The 22436-nt window shown below is 60.9% G+C and carries 25 protein-coding genes; 10 read left to right on the top strand and 15 right to left on the bottom strand.

What is annotated here, in order from left to right; all coding sequences use genetic code 11:
* Positions 1-266: 266 nt before the first annotated feature.
* Positions 267-665: a DUF1236 domain-containing protein gene (locus J3A65_RS11625; RefSeq protein WP_062455989.1), complete on the bottom strand. Its 399-nt coding sequence runs from the start codon at positions 663-665 to the stop codon at positions 267-269.
* Positions 666-1056: 391 nt separating this feature from the next.
* Here J3A65_RS11625 and J3A65_RS11620 point away from each other — a divergent pair, with 391 nt between their 5' ends.
* A complete protein-coding gene (locus J3A65_RS11620; RefSeq protein WP_209901313.1) occupies positions 1057-1773 on the top strand; it encodes a hypothetical protein in 717 nt (238 codons plus the stop codon).
* An 11-nt stretch (positions 1774-1784) separates the two neighbouring features.
* On the opposite strand, the gene J3A65_RS11615 is transcribed toward J3A65_RS11620, so the two are convergent.
* Together J3A65_RS11615 and J3A65_RS11610 are read right to left on the bottom strand one after the other, a co-directional pair.
* Positions 1785-2450, bottom strand: a complete 666-nt coding sequence (locus J3A65_RS11615; RefSeq protein WP_062455995.1) for a response regulator transcription factor — start codon at positions 2448-2450, stop codon at positions 1785-1787.
* Positions 2447-3829: a sensor histidine kinase gene (locus tag J3A65_RS11610; protein ID WP_245341522.1), complete on the bottom strand. Its 1383-nt coding sequence runs from the start codon at positions 3827-3829 to the stop codon at positions 2447-2449. Before J3A65_RS11610 ends, J3A65_RS11615 begins: the two co-directional genes overlap by 4 nt.
* 271 nt (positions 3830-4100) lie before the next feature.
* Between J3A65_RS11610 and J3A65_RS11605 the strand changes: the two genes are divergently transcribed.
* The 3 genes from J3A65_RS11605 to J3A65_RS11595 all read left to right on the top strand — a co-directional run bounded on the left by J3A65_RS11605 (position 4101) and on the right by J3A65_RS11595 (position 6245).
* Positions 4101-4763 carry a phosphatase PAP2 family protein gene (locus tag J3A65_RS11605; RefSeq protein WP_209903466.1) on the top strand — a complete coding sequence of 221 codons (663 nt, stop codon included), beginning with the start codon at positions 4101-4103 and terminating at the stop codon, positions 4761-4763.
* Positions 4764-4821: 58 nt separating this feature from the next.
* Positions 4822-5460, top strand: coding sequence for a nucleoside triphosphate hydrolase (locus J3A65_RS11600; protein WP_062457949.1), 639 nt, complete (start codon positions 4822-4824; stop codon positions 5458-5460).
* 80 nt (positions 5461-5540) lie between these two features.
* Positions 5541-6245: a Crp/Fnr family transcriptional regulator gene (locus J3A65_RS11595; RefSeq protein WP_062581192.1), complete on the top strand. Its 705-nt coding sequence runs from the start codon at positions 5541-5543 to the stop codon at positions 6243-6245.
* On the opposite strand, the gene J3A65_RS11590 is transcribed toward J3A65_RS11595, so the two are convergent.
* The gene (locus J3A65_RS11590) at positions 6242-6616 is read right to left on the bottom strand and encodes a response regulator (protein ID WP_192077058.1); all 375 of its coding nucleotides are present in this window, start codon (positions 6614-6616) and stop codon (positions 6242-6244) included. The two genes, J3A65_RS11595 and J3A65_RS11590, sit on opposite strands and share 4 nt — an antisense overlap.
* A 203-nt stretch (positions 6617-6819) precedes the next feature.
* Here J3A65_RS11590 and J3A65_RS11585 point away from each other — a divergent pair, with 203 nt between their 5' ends.
* A complete protein-coding gene (locus J3A65_RS11585; RefSeq protein ID WP_062456004.1) occupies positions 6820-7533 on the top strand; it encodes a Crp/Fnr family transcriptional regulator in 714 nt (237 codons plus the stop codon).
* Between the two features lie 9 nt (positions 7534-7542).
* Here the strand turns inward: J3A65_RS11585 and J3A65_RS11580 are convergent, their stop codons facing one another.
* The 9 genes from J3A65_RS11580 to J3A65_RS11540 form a co-directional block, all read right to left on the bottom strand.
* Positions 7543-7773, bottom strand: coding sequence for a hypothetical protein (locus tag J3A65_RS11580; protein ID WP_062456007.1), 231 nt, complete (start codon positions 7771-7773; stop codon positions 7543-7545).
* Positions 7774-7872: 99 nt separating this feature from the next.
* On the bottom strand, positions 7873-9108 hold the full coding sequence (gene pepT, locus J3A65_RS11575; RefSeq protein ID WP_209901309.1) for a peptidase T: 1236 nt from the start codon (positions 9106-9108) through the stop codon (positions 7873-7875).
* A 125-nt stretch (positions 9109-9233) separates the two neighbouring features.
* Positions 9234-10514: a TRAP transporter large permease gene (locus tag J3A65_RS11570; RefSeq protein ID WP_062456012.1), complete on the bottom strand. Its 1281-nt coding sequence runs from the start codon at positions 10512-10514 to the stop codon at positions 9234-9236.
* Positions 10514-11035, bottom strand: coding sequence for a TRAP transporter small permease (locus J3A65_RS11565; protein WP_062456015.1), 522 nt, complete (start codon positions 11033-11035; stop codon positions 10514-10516). The genes J3A65_RS11570 and J3A65_RS11565 overlap by 1 nt, the downstream gene beginning before the upstream one ends.
* Positions 11036-11122: 87 nt before the next feature.
* Complete coding sequence (locus J3A65_RS11560) at positions 11123-12109, bottom strand: TRAP transporter substrate-binding protein (RefSeq protein ID WP_062456018.1); 987 nt, start codon at positions 12107-12109, stop codon at positions 11123-11125.
* Between the two features lie 51 nt (positions 12110-12160).
* Entirely contained in the window at positions 12161-13042 is an 882-nt protein-coding gene (locus tag J3A65_RS11555; RefSeq protein ID WP_209901307.1) for an amidohydrolase family protein, read from the bottom strand.
* A complete protein-coding gene (locus J3A65_RS11550) occupies positions 13042-14193 on the bottom strand; it encodes a mandelate racemase/muconate lactonizing enzyme family protein (protein WP_209901305.1) in 1152 nt (383 codons plus the stop codon). The genes J3A65_RS11555 and J3A65_RS11550 overlap by 1 nt, the downstream gene beginning before the upstream one ends.
* A gap of 4 nt (positions 14194-14197) precedes the next feature.
* The gene (gene kdgD, locus J3A65_RS11545; RefSeq protein ID WP_062581182.1) at positions 14198-15103 is read right to left on the bottom strand and encodes a 5-dehydro-4-deoxyglucarate dehydratase; all 906 of its coding nucleotides are present in this window, start codon (positions 15101-15103) and stop codon (positions 14198-14200) included.
* A gap of 71 nt (positions 15104-15174) precedes the next feature.
* Positions 15175-15927, bottom strand: a complete 753-nt coding sequence (locus J3A65_RS11540) for a FadR/GntR family transcriptional regulator (RefSeq protein ID WP_092660568.1) — start codon at positions 15925-15927, stop codon at positions 15175-15177.
* Positions 15928-16112: 185 nt separating this feature from the next.
* Here J3A65_RS11540 and J3A65_RS11535 point away from each other — a divergent pair, with 185 nt between their 5' ends.
* From J3A65_RS11535 to J3A65_RS11515, 5 genes are all read left to right on the top strand, one after another.
* A complete protein-coding gene (locus tag J3A65_RS11535; RefSeq protein ID WP_210311718.1) occupies positions 16113-16685 on the top strand; it encodes a DUF922 domain-containing protein in 573 nt (190 codons plus the stop codon).
* Positions 16686-16716: 31 nt separating this feature from the next.
* The gene (locus tag J3A65_RS11530) at positions 16717-17868 is read left to right on the top strand and encodes a M20 family metallopeptidase (protein WP_209901303.1); all 1152 of its coding nucleotides are present in this window, start codon (positions 16717-16719) and stop codon (positions 17866-17868) included.
* Positions 17869-17981: 113 nt separating this feature from the next.
* Complete coding sequence (locus J3A65_RS11525) at positions 17982-19538, top strand: VOC family protein (RefSeq protein ID WP_209901301.1); 1557 nt, start codon at positions 17982-17984, stop codon at positions 19536-19538.
* Complete coding sequence (locus J3A65_RS11520; protein WP_245341521.1) at positions 19535-20497, top strand: ROK family protein; 963 nt, start codon at positions 19535-19537, stop codon at positions 20495-20497. Before J3A65_RS11525 ends, J3A65_RS11520 begins: the two co-directional genes overlap by 4 nt.
* 5 nt (positions 20498-20502) lie before the next feature.
* A complete protein-coding gene (locus J3A65_RS11515) occupies positions 20503-21231 on the top strand; it encodes a copper homeostasis protein CutC (protein ID WP_113110857.1) in 729 nt (242 codons plus the stop codon).
* Between the two features lie 14 nt (positions 21232-21245).
* Here the strand turns inward: J3A65_RS11515 and J3A65_RS11510 are convergent, their stop codons facing one another.
* Together J3A65_RS11510 and J3A65_RS11505 are read right to left on the bottom strand one after the other, a co-directional pair.
* Positions 21246-21887 (bottom strand): helix-turn-helix domain-containing protein, encoded by a 642-nt coding sequence (locus J3A65_RS11510; RefSeq protein WP_244508750.1) that lies wholly within the window; start codon positions 21885-21887, stop codon positions 21246-21248.
* A gap of 78 nt (positions 21888-21965) precedes the next feature.
* The gene (locus J3A65_RS11505; protein ID WP_139283807.1) at positions 21966-22337 is read right to left on the bottom strand and encodes a transcriptional regulator; all 372 of its coding nucleotides are present in this window, start codon (positions 22335-22337) and stop codon (positions 21966-21968) included.
* Positions 22338-22436: the final 99 nt, after the last annotated feature.

The following is a 22436-nucleotide window of genomic DNA, read 5'->3' as shown; positions in this document are numbered from 1 at the left end:
TTTTCGCATTGTGATCGGTGACGGCGGCATATCCGGTCGGGCGCCGCCTTTAGGCCACCTTAGATATTAGCGGCCGGTCCACTGAATACCACCTTGTTTGTTCCAAAATGCGATGGGGAAGGGGCGAATTGTTGCGCATCGCGCCGTCTTAGCGAAGTCGCTTTGCGCAGTTCGCGTTTGTGGCCTGAAGCGCGCTATCGACCAAACAAATCAGCCCCGCATTCCTTTCGGAAGGCGAGGCTGGAAGGGTAGTCTTTCGACCGCGATTAGCGGATGATCTGGACGACCTTACGGGTCTGCGGATCGACGATCACGCGTTCCTCGTTGACGACCGTGTAGGAATATTCCGGCGCTTCCGGGATCTGCGAGAGAACGACGGTTTCAGGAACCGCCTGGCCGACCACGATGCGCTCCTTGACGACGACGCGTTCGGTTGGCATCGGCTGCTGCTCGACATAGGTAACGACGCGCTGCGGCGGCGGATCGATTGCGCTGCCGACGATCGCGCCAGCGACGCCACCAACGGCTGCGCCGACTGGTCCGCCGACGATTGCGCCGGTAACCGCGCCGCCTGCTGCACCATTAACCGTGCCCTGCTGCGCCATAGCGACCGGCGCAATGCCGATGCTGAGAAGGGTAGAAAGAACGAGGATCTTCGTTTTCATAACGTTTACCTTTCGATGCCTGCGACGGGACCGGCCCGGCAGTTTTATGTTCTGCCAGATGCAACGGTCGTTTTCGACCCCGTTCTGGATGAGTATGGCGATGTCCTGATACCCAAAAGGATAATGTGTTCAGCGCCTTGATACGACCTGACAATGGCCGAACGGATGGTTCGTTCCAGCCATTGGGCTTCAGTCCTGTGCGGTATGGGACCAAAGGCTGACACTTGGCGGATCTTGCCGAAGAGACGGAAAAGACGGAACAATTCCGGCGGCCGGTGGATTTCAAATACTCAGTGCACCTGCGCAGGCGGGATGCTGACACCTCATGTGGCAAGAGGCCGATACGACGGGCAATGCGCCCTTTGTCACGGCACATTTGAAGAGCCAACAGATGATCACACGCCGAGACATACTCACCGCCGTCACCACCGCAGCATTCGTCACGGTGTTTCTGCCTGCGCAGCTTCGTTTCGATGTGACGTCGGATGGAATGCTGATCGGGATCGCCCAGGCACAGGCGCAAGGCAATGGCGGTGCAGGGTCTGGTGGCGGAGCCGGCGGTAATGGTGGCAAGGGAGGCTCGGGTCAGGGTGGCTCGGGGCAAGGTGGTTCAGGCTCGGGTGGCTCTGGTCCCGGTGGCTCTGGCCCAGGTGGTTCAGGCCCAGGTGGTTCAGGCCAAGGCGGGTCAGGGCAGAGCGGCGGCTCAGCGGGTGACGGCGCGGATGGCGGATCGAAGGGTGACGGGGGCAAGGGCGGCTCTGGTAGCGGTGCGCCGGGAGAGGGCAATCGCGGGGACGCGCAAAATGCCGGTACGTCGGGGACACCCTCTGATGCTCCGGCGAATGGAGCCGTGACTGATGGACCGCAGAACACCGGCACCCAAAAGGACAATGCGATCGGGACGACACCCGAGACACCGGACGTCTCGGCCGAAGGACGGAAGAAGACCTCTAAGAATTCGCGCTCGCTGTCTGTTCGTCATGCGAACGGAACCACAGAGCGGATCTCAGGCGATCGGTACGAGATGCGGGATTCACGGCAAAGACCGATCGTGAACCGCGAGGCCACACGATCGGACCGAAAGCGACTTGAGACGCTGAGCCGCTAACGGTTACCGCGCTAGGCTGCTCCGCCCGTCCGACTTTCGGTCGCGTCGCGAAGGGCCAGCGCTGCTTCGGTGCGGTTGGAGACTTTGAGTTTCGACAGAATGCGCGTCATGTGGTGCTTGACCGTCTTCTCATGCAGATCGAGCAGTTGCGCAACCCGCTTGTTGCTGAGACCCGATGCCACGAGGTTGAGGACTTCCTGTTCGCGATCCGTCAATTCCGCCATCAGATCCTGCTTGGCGGCATTTTCCCTTTCCTTTGCCATGCCGGCGAGAAGCCGGGCAGAGAGGCTAGGGGCCAGATAGGGTTCTCCAGAGGCAACGGTGCGGACGACGTCGGCCAGTTCGCGGGATCCGATGCCTTTCAGAACATAGCCTTTCGCTCCAAGCTTCAGGGCACCTGCAATGTCCTCGTTGGCTTCCGATACGGTCAGCATGACGATCTTGATAGGGGGCCAGGCCTCGACGGCGCCGGCAACGGCCTGCAGTCCGTTTCCGGGCATCGAGATGTCCATCAGCATCACGTCGGGGCGTATATGCTCGACGATATGAAGCGCCTCGTCCTTTGAGCCACCTTCCGCCACGATCTCGAAACCCTCCATTTCAGAGAGGCTGCGGATCACTCCCTCGCGAAACAGCGGGTGATCGTCGATGACGGCTATTCTGGTTGGGGCTTTCATACATGCTCCGATTCATGAACGTTCAGCGACATTCTGACCGTTGTTCCACGAGAAGACGTCGCGAGATCAAAGGTTCCCCCGAGGCTTTCAATCCGCTCCCTGAGACCAGCGATCCCCAGGCCTTCCGGCCTTATAGTGGATTTGTCGAAGCCGGGTCCATCGTCGCTTACCTCGACAATGATCATGTTGCCTTCGTAGGTTTGGGTGACTGTCTGGTTTGCGCCAGCGGCGTGCCTGTATCCGTTGTTCAACGCTTCCTGGACAAAGCGGTAGATACAGATCTTGGCGGAAGGAAGAAGCGGTCTGGCGGGCGATGCGATCTTGAGGTCAACGGTCGCCGCAGTCCGCTCGCGGTGAGCGCCAACGACCTTTTCGAGGATTTCCGGCACAGCTGCCGTTTCGATCTGCGGCAGGACAAGCCCGCTGCAGATGCTGCGGATCTCATCCATCGCTTCCTGCAAGCGCGCCTTGATTGCAGTAATCTCCGCTTCCCGGACATCGCGGGGAGCTTCCGGATCGACCAGGAGCGCGCTGTCGACGCGCAGCGCCGCGTAGGCGACAAGCTGGGCCGGGCCGTCGTGCAGGTCGGCACCCAGCCGCCGCAGGTAGCCTTCGTTCAACGCTGTTGCGCGTTGCGACGCGCGCTGTGCACGGCTGTGCAAGGTCCTGTTCTGGGTCAGCAGGCTCTGCAGGTCCACCACCCGCTCCGTGAGGCTGCGCTGCTGCGCCTCGATCATCCTGCTGCCCTTGAAGACGATCGCCGACAAAAGCAGGAAGAACGTCGTCGTGACCCCGGCGACGGCCAGCCAGCTCTGAAGGCGCGCCTGCGACAGGCTTTGCTGGAAATCATCGGCGATCTCGTAGAATTCCGTGACCGCGATCACCTCGCCGGACCACGGCTGCAGAATCGGATTGTAGATCTCGAGAAGCGGCTTTCCGAAACTGCGCTGATCGAAACTTTCGGCATCATCGACATAGTCGAACTGTGCGACCATCTTGCCGGAAAAGGCTGCGGTCAGATCTTTGCCCGGCGGGAAACGTTTGCCCTGGATCGTTTTGTCCGTCGCATAGAGAACGGTGCCGTCTGCGCGCCAGAGCCTGAAGGAGACGACCTGCTTCCCGAGAGCGCCCTGACCGAAGGTTTCGTCGAGAACCCGGTTGGTCACGTCGTCGAGCGTGTCCGTTGTCTTGAGATCCGGCAGGATCGGCGCAATGATGCTATCGACATAGAGTGCGGTGGTGGCCGCAGAATTGCGTGTGACCGCGTCCTCGATGAGGTTCGTCACGAAGGCGCCGACCAGCAGCATTGCAACGATGGACACGATGCCGCCGGCAAACAGGAATTGCCGCGCCAGCGTCTGTTGGTTCCAGCGTTCCAAAATTCCTGTCTTCAGCAATGCCCCGGGGCCTCGATTGATCGAGCCATACCTATGGCAGCCGAAAGCAGGATCAATTGTGGCCGTGTCGCGAAAGGAGCGATGATGCCTCCAGAACACATTCTTCATGCACCTTCTTTGCCTTCACGTCTCTCCTGCCTATCTGTTGCAGCAATGAAACCGACAACGACGTCGTCGCCATCGCGGCTGATGATGCAAACCCGGAGACGATGCCGTGCTGCAACGCCTGAGAACGATCATTGCCGAGCGGTTCATGACGTTTGAGCCTCTTGGCCTGATCATGTTCTCACTCCTGGCCGGTAGCCTCTTCCTGTTCATCAGCCTGACCGGTATCGTGATCGATGGCGAAACGCACGAATTCGACGAACGGATACTGCTTGCTCTGCGCCAGACAGGCGACCCTTCGGTGCCCATCGGGCCCTACTGGCTGACCCATGCCGTTGGTGACATCACCGCGCTTGGCGGCATTACCGTGCTATCGCTTATGACCGTGCTTGCCACGATCTATCTTCTGCTCGCGGGCCGCCGCTCGATCGCCGTCTTCATGTTTCTATCCATTCTCGGCGGTTGGCTGCTCAGCAACCTTCTCAAGCTCGGCGTGGCGCGGCCAAGGCCGGACATCGTACCGCATCTCGTCAATGTCCACGACCTGAGCTTCCCGAGCGGGCATGCGATGCTTTCGGCGGTGACCTATCTCACCCTTGCGGCGCTGCTGTCACGTGCCGAACAATATCGCTCGACCCGCATCTTTTTCCTCGCGACCGGCATCCTGCTGACCCTGCTTGTCGGTCTCAGCCGCCTCTATCTCGGCGTTCACTATCCAACAGACGTGATGGCGGGGTGGTGTGCGGGTGCAGCCTGGGCTGCCGGCTGCTGGATTGTCGCGCGACGGTATATTTCGTCACGCGCATCTTGAATGAAGCGACCGCGTCGGGAATGAGTGGGCAAACGAAAAGGGGATATATATGGCGGACATGCAACTCGACGAACTGTGCGACCTTATCCTGAAGACGGAGGAGGGAAAGTCTCGCTCGCTCATCGCGGTCGCAGGACCGCCCGGAGCGGGGAAGTCGACACTGGCCGACATTCTGGCATCCAAGCTCTCCGGACGGGGGGAAACAGCCGAAGTCCTGCCGATGGATGGTTTCCACATGGACAACGGCATTCTCGAGGAGCGCGGATTGCTCGCCCGCAAGGGGGCGCCCAATACGTTCGACCTGCGCGGTTTTATCGATGTCGTCCAGGCCGTGAAAGCGGCCGAGGATGAAGTGCTCGTGCCCGTGTTCGACAGGTCGCGCGAACTGGCGATCGCTGCGGCACGGGTCGTCTCGCCACGCCATCGGTTCATCGTGATCGAGGGCAACTATCTTCTGCTGGGCGAGGGTGGCTGGGAGCGTCTTGCACCGCTGTTCGACTACCGGATCCTGCTCGCCCCGCCGATCGAGGAGCTGCAACGGCGTCTGGAGGCACGATGGACGTTCTACGGTCTGGCCGGACAGGCGTTCGAAGACAAGATCCACGGAAACGACATGCCGAATGTTCGGTTGGTGCTGGAAAAATCGAAGGGCGCCGATCTGGTTCTCGAAAGACTGGATCTCGAAGCCGCACGATAAGTGCTCCCGGGGGGCTACACAGATCGACTTCGTGATCCAAATATAACAGGGTAACGATCACAGAGGACGGGTGAAAACCAATGCGATCACCCAACACGCTGCTATCCCTGTTGTCCGAGGACGACTACTCGCACGCGGAACGCTGCATGGAGGAGCTCGAATTGCCGCAGGGCATGCTCCTTTCCGGGCCGGACGAAGTCGACCGATACTGCTATTTCCCCTATTCCGGGATCGGGTCGACCGTCGCGATCTCTGCGCGCGGCAAGCAGTCCGAGATCGGACTGTTCGGGCGGGAAGGCATGTCTCCCGCGTCGGCGATACTGGGATCCGATCGCAACCCGTACAAGGTCATCATGCAGGTTCCGGGGCACGGCGCACGCATTGAGGTGGGGCAGCTGGTTGACCTCATCTGGAGCAGGCCGGAGATACGCCGGGTCTTTTTCCGGTGGGCGCATGTTTCTTCGGTGCAGGTTGCTCTGACTGCGCTGACCAATGCCACCCAGACGATCGAGCAGCGTCTGGCCCGATGGATCCTGATGTGTCACGACCGCACTGGAAGCGACGAAGTCAACCTCACGCACGAATTCCTGGCAATCATGCTTGCCGTCCGGCGTCCGAGTGTAACGACATCGCTGCATGTACTCGAAGGTCGGCAAATGATCCATTCGTATCGGGGAACGATTGTCGTGCGAGACCGTCCGGCGCTAGAGAAACTCGCAGCCGACTGCTATGGCGGAGGTGAGGTTGAATATCAGCGCGTGATGGAGATGTCAGCGTCAGTCTAAGCTCTGGCTGAAACCGCGGCGAGCTTCTGCTCGACGACGGAAACGACGAACGCTGGATCGGCCGGCTTGTCAATCCAGACGCCATCGCTGAAGAGCTCGTTTTCCCAGTCCTGCGGCTTTTCACTGCCCGAGTAGACCACGAATGGGATGCGAGCGTCATGCAACACCTGGATGACCGCGTAGCAATCACCATCGGTCAGATGAAGATCGAGAATGACAATGCTCGGAACATTCTTCTGCAGCCATTCCAGCGCAGCTTGTTTCGAGCGCAGATTGATAACGTTATTCAGCCCAGCAGCCCCGAGCGCGTCCTCGATATCCAACGAAATGAGCGGCTGATCTTCAAGCAATAAAATCATATGTTTCGACAAACCAGTTCCAAAGGGTCACTGTGTTGAAAGCGCGGATTCGTTCTAATCAATTTGCTTCGGACTTTGTCCGTTGGTCTGATAGCGTACCGACGTTGGGAAGCGGGTTGTCTCGCTTATTTTATGGACATAGATGGAATCATTCTATTCAGGCGGAGATATCTCCATAGGCCGAGCAGGCTGGTCTCTGCCTTCAAGGGTTGGCGATGGGTGACATTCAGAAAGATACGGTCCGGAATTCGCTTCTCCGGCTGATGCCCCGAGAAAGCTTCGAAGCAATTGCGCCGCATCTCGAACATGTCGATCTTCCGCGCGGAACCGAGCTATCGGCTCCGAACGAAACGCCCCTGCACGCCTATTTCCCGGAATCCGGTATCGCCTCGATTGTGGCGAGGTCTCCACAAGGGCAGCATGCTGAGATCGGAATTTTTGGTCGCGACGGAATGACCCCCACGGCGATGGTCCTTGACGCGGAATCGGACCCCTATTCGATCTTTATGCAAGTGGAGGGCCGTGGTTACCGTCTGGCCTCAGATCAGTTGAAGCTGGCTTTGAAGGATCGCGCCTGTCTCAACCTTCTGACGCGCTACAGCCAGGCCCTGTCGGTCCAGGGGGCCTACACGTCACTGTCCAACGCCGTCCATCACATCGACGAACGTCTGGCCCGGTGGATCCTGATGTGTCACGATCGGACCGACGGCGACGAGATCAGCCTTACCCACGAATTCCTCTCGATCATGTTGGCTGTCCGCCGACCGAGCGTGACGACGGCACTGCATCTGCTCGAAGGTCGCAAGCTGATCTACTCCGAGCGTGGCATGATCATCGTCAGAGACCGTAGCGCACTCGAGGATTTCGCCAAAGATGCCTACGGGGAATGCGAGCGGGAATACGAGCGTCTGATCGGACCCTTGAGGTAGAAGTCGACCTCAGTTTGTCGCCGCGGGCAGGGAGAACTCCCCAACCTTCGTTCCCTTGTAGTCGCGAACTTCAATCATTGGTGAGACGGAAGGACGACCCTGTCGCAACCGGTCGGCCATGATTTCGCGCGCAGACGCCTCGGCCTCGGCCAGGGCGCTTGGAAGATCCGGAAGATCGTTGCCTTCTTCGTCTTCGATCAAATCTTTGCCGTCACGAACGTGGAAATAAAATCGGGGCATGTGGGTACCTAGCGAGCTTTTTATTCATACCCGCGAGGCTCGCTTAGGTTCCAGATCCGTGTTCATGTCGGCAAAGACTGTACGGTTGCGTACATAGGCTCAGGCGCGCTCTTCCCAGAGCTTGGCCAGTTCAACGATCGTGTCGACCGCCTTTTCCATATCCTGGCTGCTGACCCATTCCAGCGGGGAGTGGAATGCATGGCCGCCGGCAAAGATGTTGGGGCAGGGCAGGCCCATGAAGGACAGCCTCGAACCGTCAGTGCCGCCGCGGATGCTGCCGCGCTTCGGCGTCAGACCGGCCCGCTTGATCGCTTCGATCGCATTCTCGACGATCTCAGGATGACGGTCGAGCACCAGCTTCATGTTGCGATACTGCTCGATGACGGTGAACGTGTAGGTCGAACCGGGATAGTCGTGCATGACGTCCTTGACGATATCCTCGAGCAACGTCTCCTTGGTCTTCAAACCCTCGTCGGCGAAGTCCCTGATGATCAGGCTGATCTTTGCCTTCTCCATGCTGCCGCTCAGATCCGTCGGATGGATGAAGCCGTCCCGGCCTTTCGTCGTTTCCGGCGCCATGTGTTTTGGCAGGCGATCGACGATGGCGCCGGCGATGCGGATCGCGTTTTCCATCTTTCCGTAGGCGAAACCGGGGTGGATCGCGACGCCGGTGATGGCGATCTCGACCGCGTCGGCAGAAAACGTCTCATCCTCGATCGTGCCGACTGTTTCGCCATCCAGCGTATAGCCAAAATCGGCGCCGAGCTTTTGAATATCCACCTTTTCCACACCGCGGGCGATCTCTTCGTCGGGCGTGAAGAGGAGGCGGATCGCGCCGTGCTTGATGTCGGGGTTGTCGATCAGGTATTTCGCGGCCGTGACGATTTCGGCAAGGCCCGCCTTGTCGTCGGCGCCGAGAAGCGTCGTGCCGTCGGAGGTGATGATGTCGTGGCCGATCTGGTTCTTCAGTTCCCTGTGCTCGCTCTCGCGGATCACGCGACCCGCGTGGCCGGGAAGTGCGATATCGCCGCCCTGGTAGTTACGGATTACCTGCGGCTTGACATCGGTGCCGCTGAAGTCAGGTGCCGTATCCATATGCGCGCAGAAGCAGACGACGGGCACGTTGTTCTTACCCGTATTGGATGGCACCGTCGCATATACATAGCCGTGTTCGTCGAGATGCGCGTCTGAGAGGCCGATCTCCAGCAGTTCTTCGACCAGAAGACGGCCGAGCGTCAGCTGTTTCGAGGTCGATGGCTGGGTGGGTGAGGAGGCATCCGACTGGGTATCGATGACGACGTATCGGAGGAAGCGGTCGGTAACGGTATCGGTCATGAGCAAATATCCGGATCAAATCAAAGCCGGACTGTAGCCTGACATCTCCAAAATGCAAAAGGTCCCGTGCTGGACGGGACCTTTGATTTCAGGAGCGATGACTATCCGACTTGAACAGCCTCGGCCTACTTGAACAGAGCCGGCAGCCAGAGCGACAGGCCGGGGATATAGGTGACCAGCAGCAGCACGAAGATGCTGGCGCCAAAGAACGGCCAGATGGTCTTCATAGCTTCGCGGATGGTGATGCCGCCCACCGCGCAGCTGACGAAGAGCACGGTTCCGACCGGAGGCGTGTTCAGTCCGATACCGGCGTTGAGGATCATTACCACGCCGAAATGGACGGGATCGATGCCGAACGCCTTGACGACCGGCAGCAGGATCGGCGTTGCGATGATCACCATCGGCGCCATGTCCATGAACGTGCCGAGCACCAGCAGGATAATATTGATCATCAAGAGCACGATGATCGGATTGTCCGAGATTGCCGAGATCGCAGCGATGATCAGCGTCTGCACCTGCAGGAAAGCCATCAGCCAGCCGAACGAGGCAGCCATGCCGATCACCAGCAAGACCATTGCCGTGGTGCGGACAGCACCCATAACCGCTTCGACGAAACCATCCCAGTTCAGTTCGCGATAGACGATCATCGCGACAAGGAAGGCGTAGAGTACCGCGATGCAGGAGCTTTCCGTTGCCGTGAACACGCCCGAGCGGACACCGCCGAAAATGATGGCGATCAGGAGGATGCCCGGGAGCGACGCCAGGAAGTAGTAGCCCACACGCCTGAAGCCGGGGAACGGGTCCGCCGGGTAACCGCGCTTGACGGCAACCCACCAGGCCGTGACCATCAAGGCGGCGGCGAGAAGCAGTCCGGGAATGATGCCCGCGGTGAAGAGATCGGCGACGGAGACATTGCCGCCAGCTGCGATCGAATAAAGGATCATGTTGTGGGACGGCGGGATCATCAGCGCGATGATCGCAGCATTTGCCGTCACGTTGACAGCATAATCCCGGTCATAGCCGCGAGCTGCCATCTGCGGGATCATCAGGCCGCCGACCGCCGAAGCGTCGGCCACCGCAGAACCGGAAATGCCACCGAACAGGGTCGAAGCGACCACGTTGACCTGGCCGAGGCCACCCCGCATGTGGCCGACCAGGCCGGCCGCAAAGCGGATCAGCCGAGTGGCGATACCGCCGCGTACCATCAGGTCGCCTGCGAAGATGAAGAACGGGATCGCCATCATGGCAAACACGTTCATGCCGGAATTCATCTGCTGGAAGACGACGATCGGGGGCAGGCCGATGTAGAGCACCGTCGCGAAGGATGCGATGCCGAGGCAAAATGCGATCGGCATGCCGATGATCATCAGAAAGGTGAAGGCGCCGAAAAGAATGGTATAGGCCATTATGCGGCCTCCTGCACAAGTACGTCCGCTGCGATTTCCTCGCCGATCGCGACGTCGATGAAACGTTCGAGTGAAAAGATCGATATCATTGCGCCACCGACGATCATCGGAAAGAAATCCGTACCGCCGGGCCATCCGAGAACGGGGATGCGCGCCGTCCAGGTCCCGATCGCCAGAAGCGATGAGTAATAGGCCATGCCGATGCCAAACAGCACGATCAGTCCGAGGCTGAGCAGGTCCATGGCCCGCTGGATGGCCGGCGGCATGATGTAGCGAACAACGTCGAGCCCGAGATGGACGCTTTCGCGAACACCGACCGCAGCGCCAAGCATGATGAACCAGGACATCAGATAGAGCGACAACGGCTCCGACCAGCTGGGACTATCGTTGAGAATATATCGGCTGAAAACCTGCCAGCCGACGATCAGGGTCATCGAGACCATGCCGATACCGGCGATCCACAATGATGATCGGCTGATCATGCTAAGAACAGGTCTTATCGCCTGCATGAAATTTCGCATTGTCCCGTCCTCCAAAGCCCGACACGTTCCCCGATGTCGGAAAAGCACAGCCGACCCCGGTGTGGCGGGGCCGGCCGATCAGGGCTGTCAGTTGACGGCCTGGATTTCTTCCAACAGGCTCTTCATCTTCGCGTCGGTCACGAACTTGTCGTAGACTGGCTTCATCGCGGCCGAGAACTCGTCCTTGTTGACGGTAATGACCTTGACGCCGCCGGCGCGGACCTTTTCTTCCGAAGACTTTTCGCGGGCAGCCCACAGTTCGCGCATCTTGACGACACTGTCCTTCGCGGCCTGGCGGATGACCTTCTGGTCATCGGGCGTCAGCTTGTCCCAGGAGACTTTCGACATGACCAGAATTTCCGGGTTCATCGAATGCTGGGTCAGCGAATAGTTCTTGGCGACCTCGTAATGACGGGCCGATTCGTAGGACGGCCAGTTGTTTTCAGCACCGTCGACAACGCCGGTTTCCAGCGACGAGTAGACTTCGCCCATCGGCATTGGCGTCGGGTTGGCACCGAAGGCCTGCATCATCGCGATCCAGAGGTCGGACTGCTGGACGCGGATCTTCATGCCCTTGAGGTCGGCCAGTTTTTCGACCGGCTTCTTGGTGGTGTAGAAGGAGCGCGCGCCGCTGTCGTAGTAGGCCAGACCGATCAGGCCGTGCGGTTCGAAGGCGGCAAGGATCTTGTCGCCGATCGGGCCGTCTACGACCTTATGCATGTGGTCGGTCGAGCGGAACAGGAAGGGCAGGCCAAGAACGACCGTCTCGGGGATGAGGTTGTTGAACGGCGCGGCATTGACGCGGTTCATGTCGATGACGCCGAAACGGGTCTGCTCGATCGTGTCCTTCTCGCCGCCGAGAACCGAGTTGTTCATCACCTGCACGCCGATGCGGCCGCTGGTGCGTTCCTTGACGAGGTCGCCCATGTATTTGACTGCTTCGACAGTCGGATAGCCATCAGGATGGATATCGGCAGAGCGCAGGGTGATCTCCTGCGCGCGGACGCTTGTATGGGCCGTGGTGGTGGCCAGCGCCAGGCAAAATGCGAGCCCGAGGGCTTTCGTCAGTTTCATGTCTTCCTCCTCCAAAAAGCCGTCGCCTCCACGCGCCGGCGGTGATTAAATTTATTTGGTCGATGCACTCCAGTCCGGAAGGCCAAACAGCTGTTCCGGGTTCTTCACGAGCGCCAGCTCAAGCGCTTCTTCGTCCGCCAGCCAGCTTAGAACCGTGTCGGTCAACGCGACGTCGTCCGGATAGTCCTTCTGCTCGCGTGCAAGGTTGTGCGGCCAGTTGCTGCCCCAGACGATGCGTTCAGGCGCGTAGGCGGCGATATCGCGCGAGAAGGCCGCGACATCGGCATAATCAGGTGCGCCGGACTTCGAGGACTCGTAGACGCCTGCGAACTTGAACCAGCATCTGCCGATATCCATCAGTCGCTTGACGGCTGCGATCTCCGGGCCCTCTGGCGTTGCGCCGGAGAAGAACTTGCCGTGATGGTCGAACACCCAGCGGCTTTTGAGTTTGGCAAGGCGTGGCTCATGCTCGAGGATATTGCTGCCGTCGAACTGGACTGCGAGCATCCAGCCGCGGGCGGCAGCCTTGGCGTCGAGTGCTTCGAGCGCCGAAAGGTCCACGGCACCGCCGGGCAGATCCATGATGCGCAGGCCGACGATACCGGCTTCGGCGAGCTGGTCGAGTTCGCCATCGGAGACATCACCCGCGACTGCAGCGACGCCACGGGCAACATCGCCCATTTCCTTCAGGCAGGCGACCAAGTTGGTATTGTCGCGCTGGTGGGCATTGCCCTGCGTGATGACGACCCGGTCGATGCCGAGCCATGCCATGAACTGGCGATACTGGTCCGCATCGGGAAGTGCGCCGACCGGAAGGCCCGGACCACCGGGCTGCGATGGGAAACCCGGCAGGTACATATGCATCTGCGAGTCGACTGCGCCCGCCGGCAGTTTGGTCGTTGGCGCGTCTCCGGAGAGCGGACGAACAAGCATCAGACGTCTCCCGACTTCGGTTCAGGCATTTTGAATTCCTTGAGCGCATCGCGGTTGATCTCGATCCCGAGACCAGGGCCATCGGGGATCTGCACCACGCCGTGCCGATGTTCGATCGGTGTTTTGATCACCGCCTGGCGGAAAGGGTTGTCGGTGCGATCAAATTCGAGAATGGGTTCGATCGGATTGACGCGAACCGGGCTCGGGATCATCGCTGCCATGAATTGCAGGGCGGCGGCGATATGGACGGCCGTGCCCCAGACATGCGGGACAACGCGGATACCGTGCAGCGCCGCGAGATCGGCGACGCGCTTGGCTTCGGTAAACCCGCCGACGCCGGCAAGATCGGGCTGGAGAATGTCAACGGCGCGGGTTTCCACCGGCTCGCGCATGCCCCACCGGCTGTGCCACGTTTCACCGCCGGCAACCGGGATCGGCTGGCGGGCGCGCACTTCGCGGTAGGCGGCCAGCTGTTCCGGCACGACGGGTTCCTCGAACCAGTCGATATCGTATTGTGCCGCCGCATTGCCGAGTTTGACGGCTTCCACTGTGTCATAGCCATGGTTGGCGTCGATCATCAGGCGCATGTCGGGACCGGCTGCTTCCCGCACGGCGCGGATGACGCGAAGGTCTTCCTCGACACCGAAGCCGATCTTGATCTTCGTCGCGTGGAAACCTTCGTCGCGGTAGCGGGCGACGTCGCGGGCATTGTCTTCGACGCGGTCGACGCCGTCGCGCTTGAAGCTGCCGGTGGCATAGGCCTTGACGTTCTCGCGAAAACGGCCGCCGAGCAGGATGGAAACAGGCACGTCGAAATGCTTGCCCTTGATGTCCCAGAGCGCGATGTCGATGCCCGATAGAGCGGTGACGGCAAGGCCGCGCTGGCCCTGATCACGCAGGGCGTTATAGAGCTTCGCCCAGATCTTTTCGGTTTCCAGCGGATTTTCGCCGATCAGCCAGTTCGTATAGGCCGCCACCACGGCCGCGTTGGGTCGGGCCGGGCCGAGGCATTCTCCCCAGCCGATGGTTCCGTCGTCGCACTCGATCTCGACCAGGATATGGGCGCGGCGGTCGAAGCGCATCGAGGCGCTTTCGAAGGCGACATCCAGCCGGTGTTCGAGAAGGTGAGTGCGGACCGCAGCGATCTTCATGGGTTCACCGCTTCTGATCGCCGATGAGCTTCAGCAGGATCTGCTCTTCTTCTTCCGTCAGGTCATCGAGCGGCGGGCGGACCTTGCCTGCATCAAAGCCCTGCAGGCGCACGCCGGCCTTGATGGCCGAGACGGCATAACCCTTGCGGCGGCCGCGAAGCGCCATGAAGGGGTAGAAGAATTCGGTGAGGATCTGTTCGCAGCGGGTGCGATTGCCGGCACGCAGTGCCTTGTAGAACTCGACAGCAAGACCCGGCACGAAGTTGAAGACGGCCGACGAATAGGTGGTGAAGCCGGCGCCGAGATAGGCTTCGGCAAACAGTTCGGCCGTCGGCATGCCGCCAAGATACATCAGCCGGTCGCCCATCGTGGCGGTAATCTGGCGCACGAGGCCAATGTCGCCGGTGCCGTCCTTGAAGCCGATCAGGTTAGGGCATTCGTCGCAGAGCCGCTGCAGCGTGTCGACCTGAAGCACGGAGTTGTCGCGGTTATAGACCATGACGCCGATGCCGACCGACTGGCAGATCGCCTTCACATGCTTGTACAGGCCTTCCTGCGGCGCATCGATCATGTAGTGGGGCAGCAGCAGAATTCCGTCCGCGCCTGCTTTCTCGACCTTCTTTGCAAGGTCAACGCCGACATGGGTGCCGAAGCCGCAGCCCGACACGATCGCGGTCTTGCCGGACGCTTCCTTGGCGGATTTCACGATGGCGGGAATTTCGTCGGGGGCCAGCGAGAAGAATTCTCCGGTGCCGCCGGCGGCAAAGAGAACGGGCGCCTCGAAGCCGGAAAGCCACTCGATATGACGCTGATAACTTTCAGGCTGAAACTGGCCCTCGGCATCGAAATGGGTCACAGGGAACGACAGCAGGCCGGCGCCAAGCGCTGCCTTGATCTCTTCAGGCGTCATGTAGTGTTATCCTCTCAGTGTCTCCTCCAGACAATGTTGTCGTACATGTATGATGAATTTGTGTCAACACGTCATCTGACAGATTGGCGAACTTCGCGCAGCAACGTCCGGTAGCGCAGTTGCGCGCCACGCAGATGGCTGCGCATGGCCTGCCTTGCGCCTTCTTCGTCGCCTTCCGAAATTGCCACGACGATCGCGTCATGCTCCTTGTCGAGAAGGGCGATATAGGCCGCCTGATCGGATTCGGAATCGTCCGGACGCAGGGCCGCACGGGGGATCAGCCGCTTGCCGATCATGGTCAGGAACTCGCGGAAACGTGGGTTGTTGGTCGCTTCTGCAATGGCGAGATGGAGGGCAAAATCCGCCTCGCTGGTCGGCTTGTCTGCCTCGAGACAGGCGCGGACGGCGTGGTGGTGTTCGAAGATGCTTTCTTCCTGCGCGGGCGAGCGACGCACCGCTGCAAGGCCTGCAGCTTCGACTTCGACGGCGGTTCTGAGCTCCAGGAGCTCGATCATCGATGACACCTGAGCAAGATCGATATTGTTGAGCGAGAGCATCGTGGGCTGGGTGTTTTGCCGTGGTTCCAGCACAAAGACGCCGGCTCCCTGGCGCGCTTCCACAAGACGGTCGGCGCGGAGTGCGGCGATCGCCTCGCGCACAACGGTGCGGCTGACGCCGTGGGTCTCCGTCAGCTGCGCTTCGCTTGGCAGCCGCGCACCGGCCGTGAACTGACCGGCGGCGATCGCCTGGCGCAATGTATCCGTCAGCTGAGACACCAGCGTTCCTGCACCCTTTGCCGGCTCCAGCCTCGTCTCTCCAGCCATGCGTCTCTCCTTGCGCTCTTGTTATCTGCTCCCGTTAACCTGTATGATAAGTCGGCTTCGTTGTCACGGCTTTTGCTTATGGAGCCTTTGCGGCAGTTGAAAGCGGCCGCACTTGTCTCTAGGTTGCGGCATTGATTTCAGATGTCGGGTGATGAGTGCGCGAGAGAGTTCGGTGTATCGGTCTGTTGTGTGCTCTTAGTCTTTGGCCGGCGGCGGCGCAGGCGCAGTGGAAGCCGGTGGAGCAGGTGAAGACCTATCCGGTCAAAGGCACGTCCGGCATCGAGCTCTACTCCTCGATCGGCGAAAACGGCCCGAAGGTCGGCAGCCAGGTTCGGGCGATTGCCCATACGGATTTCAAGCTGACCTGGTCGCGCAAATACGAACCGCAGCCGGACGGCGCCTGCACGCTGGTTTCGGCGCGGCCCAACATCATCATCATCTACACACTGCCAAAGCTTGTCTCGAAGCTGTCGCCCGCGCTTCAACAGAAATGGGACGCGTTTACTGACGGCGTGCGCCGGCATGAGCGGGTCCACGGCGCGATGATCGAGGATCTCGTGCGCCAGATCGAGGCGGCCAGTATCGGGCTTTCGGTGCCTAACGATCCGAAATGCACCAAGGTACGGGCTGAACTCCAGAGCAAGATCGCCGTCATCTTTCCCGCCCATCAGCAACGCAACCGGGATTTCGACAAGGTAGAACTCGGCGATGGCGGCAATGTGCAGCAGCTGATCCTCCAGCTCGTCAACGAGCGCTAGAGACAGGCGAATTTTTCAAAGGAAGCTTTCAATGACGCAGGTTATTTCCGCTGGTGATGTCGATGCCGAGGCTCTGATCGAAGAGCTGAAAGAGTGGGTGCGGATCGAGACGCCCTCCGGCAATGCGGCGGCGGTAAACTTCCTGGCCGATCGGGTGGAGGCCAGTGCGGCTAAGGCCGGGCTTTCCGTCGAACGGCTGCCGGGCACGCTCGGGTTCGGCGATATCCTCGCGGTCCGATCGCCACGGCAGGCGGGGAGCAACGAGAAATCGGTTCTGGTGCTTGCGCATCTCGATACGGTGCATGCGATCGGCGTGATCGATAACCAGCTTCCGCTCCGCCAGGAGGGCGACAAGCTTTACGGTCCCGGCATCTACGACATGAAGTCCGGTGCACTGATGGCGCTGGAGGCGTTGAAGATCGCGGTTGCAAAGGGCAGCAGAATGCCGGTCGATCTCGTTTTCGTGCCGGACGAAGAGGTCGGAAGCTTTTCGTCGCGGGCCTTCATGGAGGAATGCGCGCGTAGCGCCGGTTATACGCTGGTGGTGGAACCGGCGCGCGACGGCGGCAAGATCGTCATCGCTCGCAAGGGTGTGGCGATGTACGATATCGTCGTGCGTGGCCGGGCCTCGCATGCGGGCACACGGCCACAGGACGGACGAAGCGCCGTGCGGGCGGCAGCAAGGCTTGTGCTCGATCTGGAGGCGCTGAACGACGCAGGGCGCGGCATCACCGTCACGGTCGGAACGATCAGCGGCGGCACCGGCCGCAATACGGTGCCGGCGGAATGCCGCATGCAGGTGGATGTGCGCGTCCCCGACGATGCGGCAGCCACGGAAGTCACGGCGAAGATCGCCGCCATGCAGCCGGTCGATCCGGATATCAGTTTCGAGATCAAGGGACAGATGAACCGGCCACCGTTTGCGCAGTCGGATGCGGGCCGGAGATTGTTCGATACGGCCGCGAAAATCGCTGTAGATCTCGGCATTGCGCTGGAGGGCGTCACGACCGGCGGCGGTTCCGACGGCAATTTCACCGCAGCGCTTGGCGTGCCCACGCTCGATGGTCTCGGCGCTGATGGCGCAGGCGCGCATACGTTCGAAGAGTATATCTTGCTGTCGAGCGTTGCGCCGCGGACGGCCCTCTTGGCCAACCTGATGATGTCGCTCGAGCCCGAAGCCTGACGGGTGCCGCTTTGTGAACGGTGCGGCACCGGCCGCACCCATCACGGCATCTTTTCATCGTCCAGAAATTGCGTCCATATGGCTGATATCGAAGACCAATCGGGAATTCCGACATGACCAGCGGCCTGCACCACATCACCGCCATCACCCGCAAGATACAGGCGAATGTCGACTTCTATGTCGGCTTCCTCGGATTGCGGCTGGTGAAACGCACCGCCGGTTTCGAGGATGCGCAGCAGTTGCATCTGTTTTACGGCGACGGTGCCGCATCGCCCGGATCGATCGTGACGTTTCTCGCCTGGGAAGATGGATCGCTCGGTCGGGTCGGGCATGGGGCGCCGAGCGAGATCAGCCTGGAGATTTCGCCGGAAGCGATCGGCTTCTGGCTGACGAGGGCCCTCCAATATAACATCAAGCTATCCGGGCCTGCGCAGGAATTCGGCCAGCCCGTGCTGCGGCTGACGGATCCGGACGGTATCATCGTCAAGCTCGTCGGCGTCGAGGAGACGGGACCCTGGGTCTGGTGGCCGGATGGCGGTATCGCCGAAGAAAACGCAGTCCGCAGGCTTTACGGCGCGACGATTCTTTCCGAGAAGCCCCAGGAGACTGCTAAATTCCTTGTGAGGCATATGGGGTTGGCTGTTGGAAGCCGGGAAGGCAACATCCAGCGGCTGGTTTCGGATGCGCATGATATCGTCGATGTCCGCGACGCTTCAGGCTTTTGGACTGCAGCACCGGGGACGGGCGCAATCGATCATATCGCGTTCCGGGCCGCGGATCGCGTGGCGGTCGAGGCGGTGTATGGAGATTTTGTTGCTGCCGATGCGGGCGAGATGAACATCCACGACCGGCAGTATTTCCATTCGCTTTACGTGCGCGAGCCGGGCGGCACGCTGATCGAACTCGCCTCGGACGGGCCGGGTTTTGCCACCGATGAACCGGTCGAGACGCTCGGAAGCCAGCTGTTCATTCCGAAGCATTTCAAGGCGGATCACGAGGCGCTGAAGGTGATGCTGCCGCAGTTCGGTCTGCCGGGCGAGGAACGCGTCATCTACCGCGACCTGCCGTTCGTGCATCGGGTCCACATGCCTGACAACTGGGACGGCACGACGCTGGTGCTGATGCACGGCACCGGCGCCAACGAAACGGCGCTGCTGCCGCTCGGCCGCAAGGCGGCACCCAATGCGATGCTGATCGGTTTGCGCGGCCGCTCCGTGGACGAGGGCTATCCGCGGTTTTTCCGCAGGCTCAGCCAGACGACGTTCGACCAGAAGGAGATCGCGTCCGAGGTGGAGGCTTTCGTCGGGTTCATCGAGGATATCGGTCCCGCCTATGGCGCGGATCCTGCGCGCACGGCGTTTCTTGGCTATTCCAACGGCGGCAACATGATCGGAGCGACGATGCAGCTTTACCCTGAGGTGATCCGCAAGGCAGTGCTGCTGCGCTCGATGAACGTGCTGGAAGAGCGCCCCGTCGTTGATCTTTCCGGGACAGAGGTCCTGTCAATCAGCGCCACCAACGATTTTTACGGCCCACTTGCCGGCGAGATCGAGGACAGGCTACGGACGGCCGGGGCCGACGTGACGGCCCGGGTACTCGATGCCAATCATGGCCTCGACGCGGAAGACGAGGTCATCGTGCACGAATGGCTCAAGGAGCGGATTGGTTGACAGGTAACGTGTTCACGACCGGAAACGACAAGCCGGTATTCTGTGCCGATATCGGCGGTTCGTTCATCAAGTTCGCGGTGTCGCCGAAGCCTGGTGTCATCGAGCCTCTGGAGCGGGTTCCAACACCCGCGTCCGACTGGGATGCGTTCGTGGCAGCGCTGTCTGACCTGATCGCGCGGCATGCCCATCTGGTCGAAGACAATGACTCGACGCCGCTGGCGTTGTCGATCACCGGGATCGTCGATCCCAAGACCGGTGTTTCGATTGCCGCCAACATTCCCTGCATCACAGGACGTCCCGTGGCGGCGGAACTTTCCGCGCGGCTCGGAAGGCCGGTCGTTGCGGCCAACGACGCCGATTGCCTGACGCTTGCCGAAGCCAGTGAAGGTGCCGGCAAGGGCCATGACGTCGTGTTCTGCGCCATCATCGGCACCGGGATCGGCGGTGGTCTGGCGATTGGTGGCAAGCTGGTGCGCGGTGCGGGCGGCGTGACCGGCGAATGGGGCCACGGGCCGATCGTCAATACGACCGTCGAGATCGCCGGCGAGACGATCCACATTCCGCGCCTGGCCTGCGGTTGCGGCCAGTCCGGCTGTGCCGATACGGTCGGCGGCGCACGCGGGATAGAGCGTATCGACGGCCTGCTCCATGAGAGAGCCGAGACCAGTCACACGATCATTGAAGACTGGCAGGCCGGCGATGCGTTGGCGGAAAAGACGATCGCCGTCTGGCTGGAACTGATTGCCGATCCCCTGGCGCTTGCGGTCAACACGACAGGGGCGTCGGTCGTGCCCGTCGGAGGGGGACTGGCCTCCGTTCCGGCACTGATCGACCTGCTGGACGGAGCAGTGCGCAAACGCATCCTCAACCGGATAAGTCACCCATTGGTGATCCCGGCGCTTCGGCAGGCGGATGGCGGGCTGGTCGGGGCAGCGGTGCTCGGTCGGCAGGAGGGCTGATGGCGATGCGGATCACGCTCGAAGTCTGTGTCGATACGCCTGAGGGGTTCGAGGCGGCTGTGGCGGGCGGGGCCGACCGGATCGAACTCTGCGCGGCGCTCGATCTGGGCGGACTGACGCCGTCGCCGGGGCTGATGGCACTGGCGGCGAAAGCGTCGACCCCGGTCTATGCGATGATCCGACCGAGGGCAGGGGATTTCGTGTTCGGTCTCGGTGACGAGGCGGCCATGCTCGGCGATATCGACGCTGTGCGGTCCGCCGGGTTGGCGGGTGTGGTGATCGGTGCGAATCTGGCCGACGGCCGTCTCGATGTGGCGCTGCTCGAACGCCTGATGCGACATGCTGACGGTCTCGGTGTGACACTGCACCGTGCCTTCGATCTGGTGCCGGATCCGGTTGAGGCCCTCGACGTGGCGATGACGCTCGGCGTTGAGCGCATCCTGACGTCCGGGCTGGTTCCGCGCGCCATAGACGGGGTGAACCTGTTGAAGCAACTGGTCGATCAAGCCGGGACACGGTTGTCGATCATGCCGGGCAGCGGGGTCACGCCGGCAAACGTTGTCGAATTGTTGAACTGCACCGGTGCCCGCGAGGTCCACGGCTCCTGCCGCGCTGTTCTCAAGCGCGGTGACGGCAGGGCTGTCGAGTTCGGTTTTCAAGCTAACCAATCATACCGGACAAGCGAAGTCATCGTGCGCGAGATGCGGACGATCTTGGATGGTGTCGGCAGCTGAGGGTTCGCTCAGCCTCAGGCGCAGAGGCTGGCGAGGGCCTTGAAGTCCTGGATCTGCACGCAGCGGACGCTTTGCAGTTTGATCAGGTTGGATGCGCGCAGCTTTGCGAACACACGCGAAACGGTTTCAATCGTCAGGCCGAGATAATCCGCGATGTCGAGCCTCGACATCGGCAGGTCGAAATGGTCGAGATTGCCCTGGCGGTTGGCCATGTCCAGCAGGAAGCCGGCGATGCGCTCCACCGCGGTCTGGCGGCCAATGACCGCCAAGTGCTCCTGGGCGCGCAGCATGCCGCGCAAGGCGAGCTTCAGAATGTCGTCGCCACTGCCGGGCTGGGAAAAGCTGCGCAGTCCCGTCGGAACGATCGCTTCCGCAAAAAAGGCATGAGTGCGGTCGGCTTCAAACCCAAAGGTCTCGCCGGCAAGGTAGAAGCCGATGACCTGACGGCGGCCATCGGACAGCAGCCGATGGAGGCGGACGGCGCCGAATTCGACCTCGTAGAACGTGCCGGATTTCTCGCCGGGCGTGTAGATTTCCTTGCCGCCGGCATAGGTCTGGACCTGGGTAACCCGGGTGACTGGTGCGGAGGAACACGGAAACGCGATCGGCGTTGCGTTTAGCATCTTTGCCTGGGCGTTCGCGACCGGAGCGTTCACGGCTCTTCCTCCAAGTGATCAGAGCTAGGATGCCGCAAGCCACTCGTCGGCGATATTGAGGTGTCTCCCTACGGAGTTCTACGTAGCAACCGGTGCTGGCGTGGCGTGGCTCAGATGGGCGAAATCCCTCACCATCCGCAGGAGTTCGGCACCATCGAACGGCTTTATCAGGATGCGCGCCGTGTTTTTGGATGGGATCGGCGTCATTCCGTCTGCCAGCATGATGAAACGGCTGGGAGAGTCGAGAAGCTTGTGCTGGGCGTCGAGGTTGCCGTGGACTTCGTGGGAGTCGATGATCGTGCACGCTGACGAGGCTGCCGAAGCGTGGCCCGCGCACCAGCTTTCATAGGACAGAACCTGAAAACCTTCGACCTCCAGCGCGAACGCCAGCGACTGTCTAAGCCCGGCATCCGGAGCGATCACTGCAATAGTGGTCGAGGGTGACAACACGTGGACTATCCAGGATCCGGGGGGCGCTAGGGCGACATTGGACGCCGATTGTAATATGCGCGCCACGCCCCAAGCGGACTTTGCGTTAGATCAAGAAGT

This window comes from Rhizobium sp. PvP014 (assembly GCF_017876855.1).
Taxonomy (GTDB): domain Bacteria; phylum Pseudomonadota; class Alphaproteobacteria; order Rhizobiales; family Rhizobiaceae; genus Neorhizobium; species Neorhizobium soli.
The sequence above is the reverse complement of the archived record's forward strand: the minus strand, read 5'-3'. Positions and strand labels throughout refer to the sequence as shown.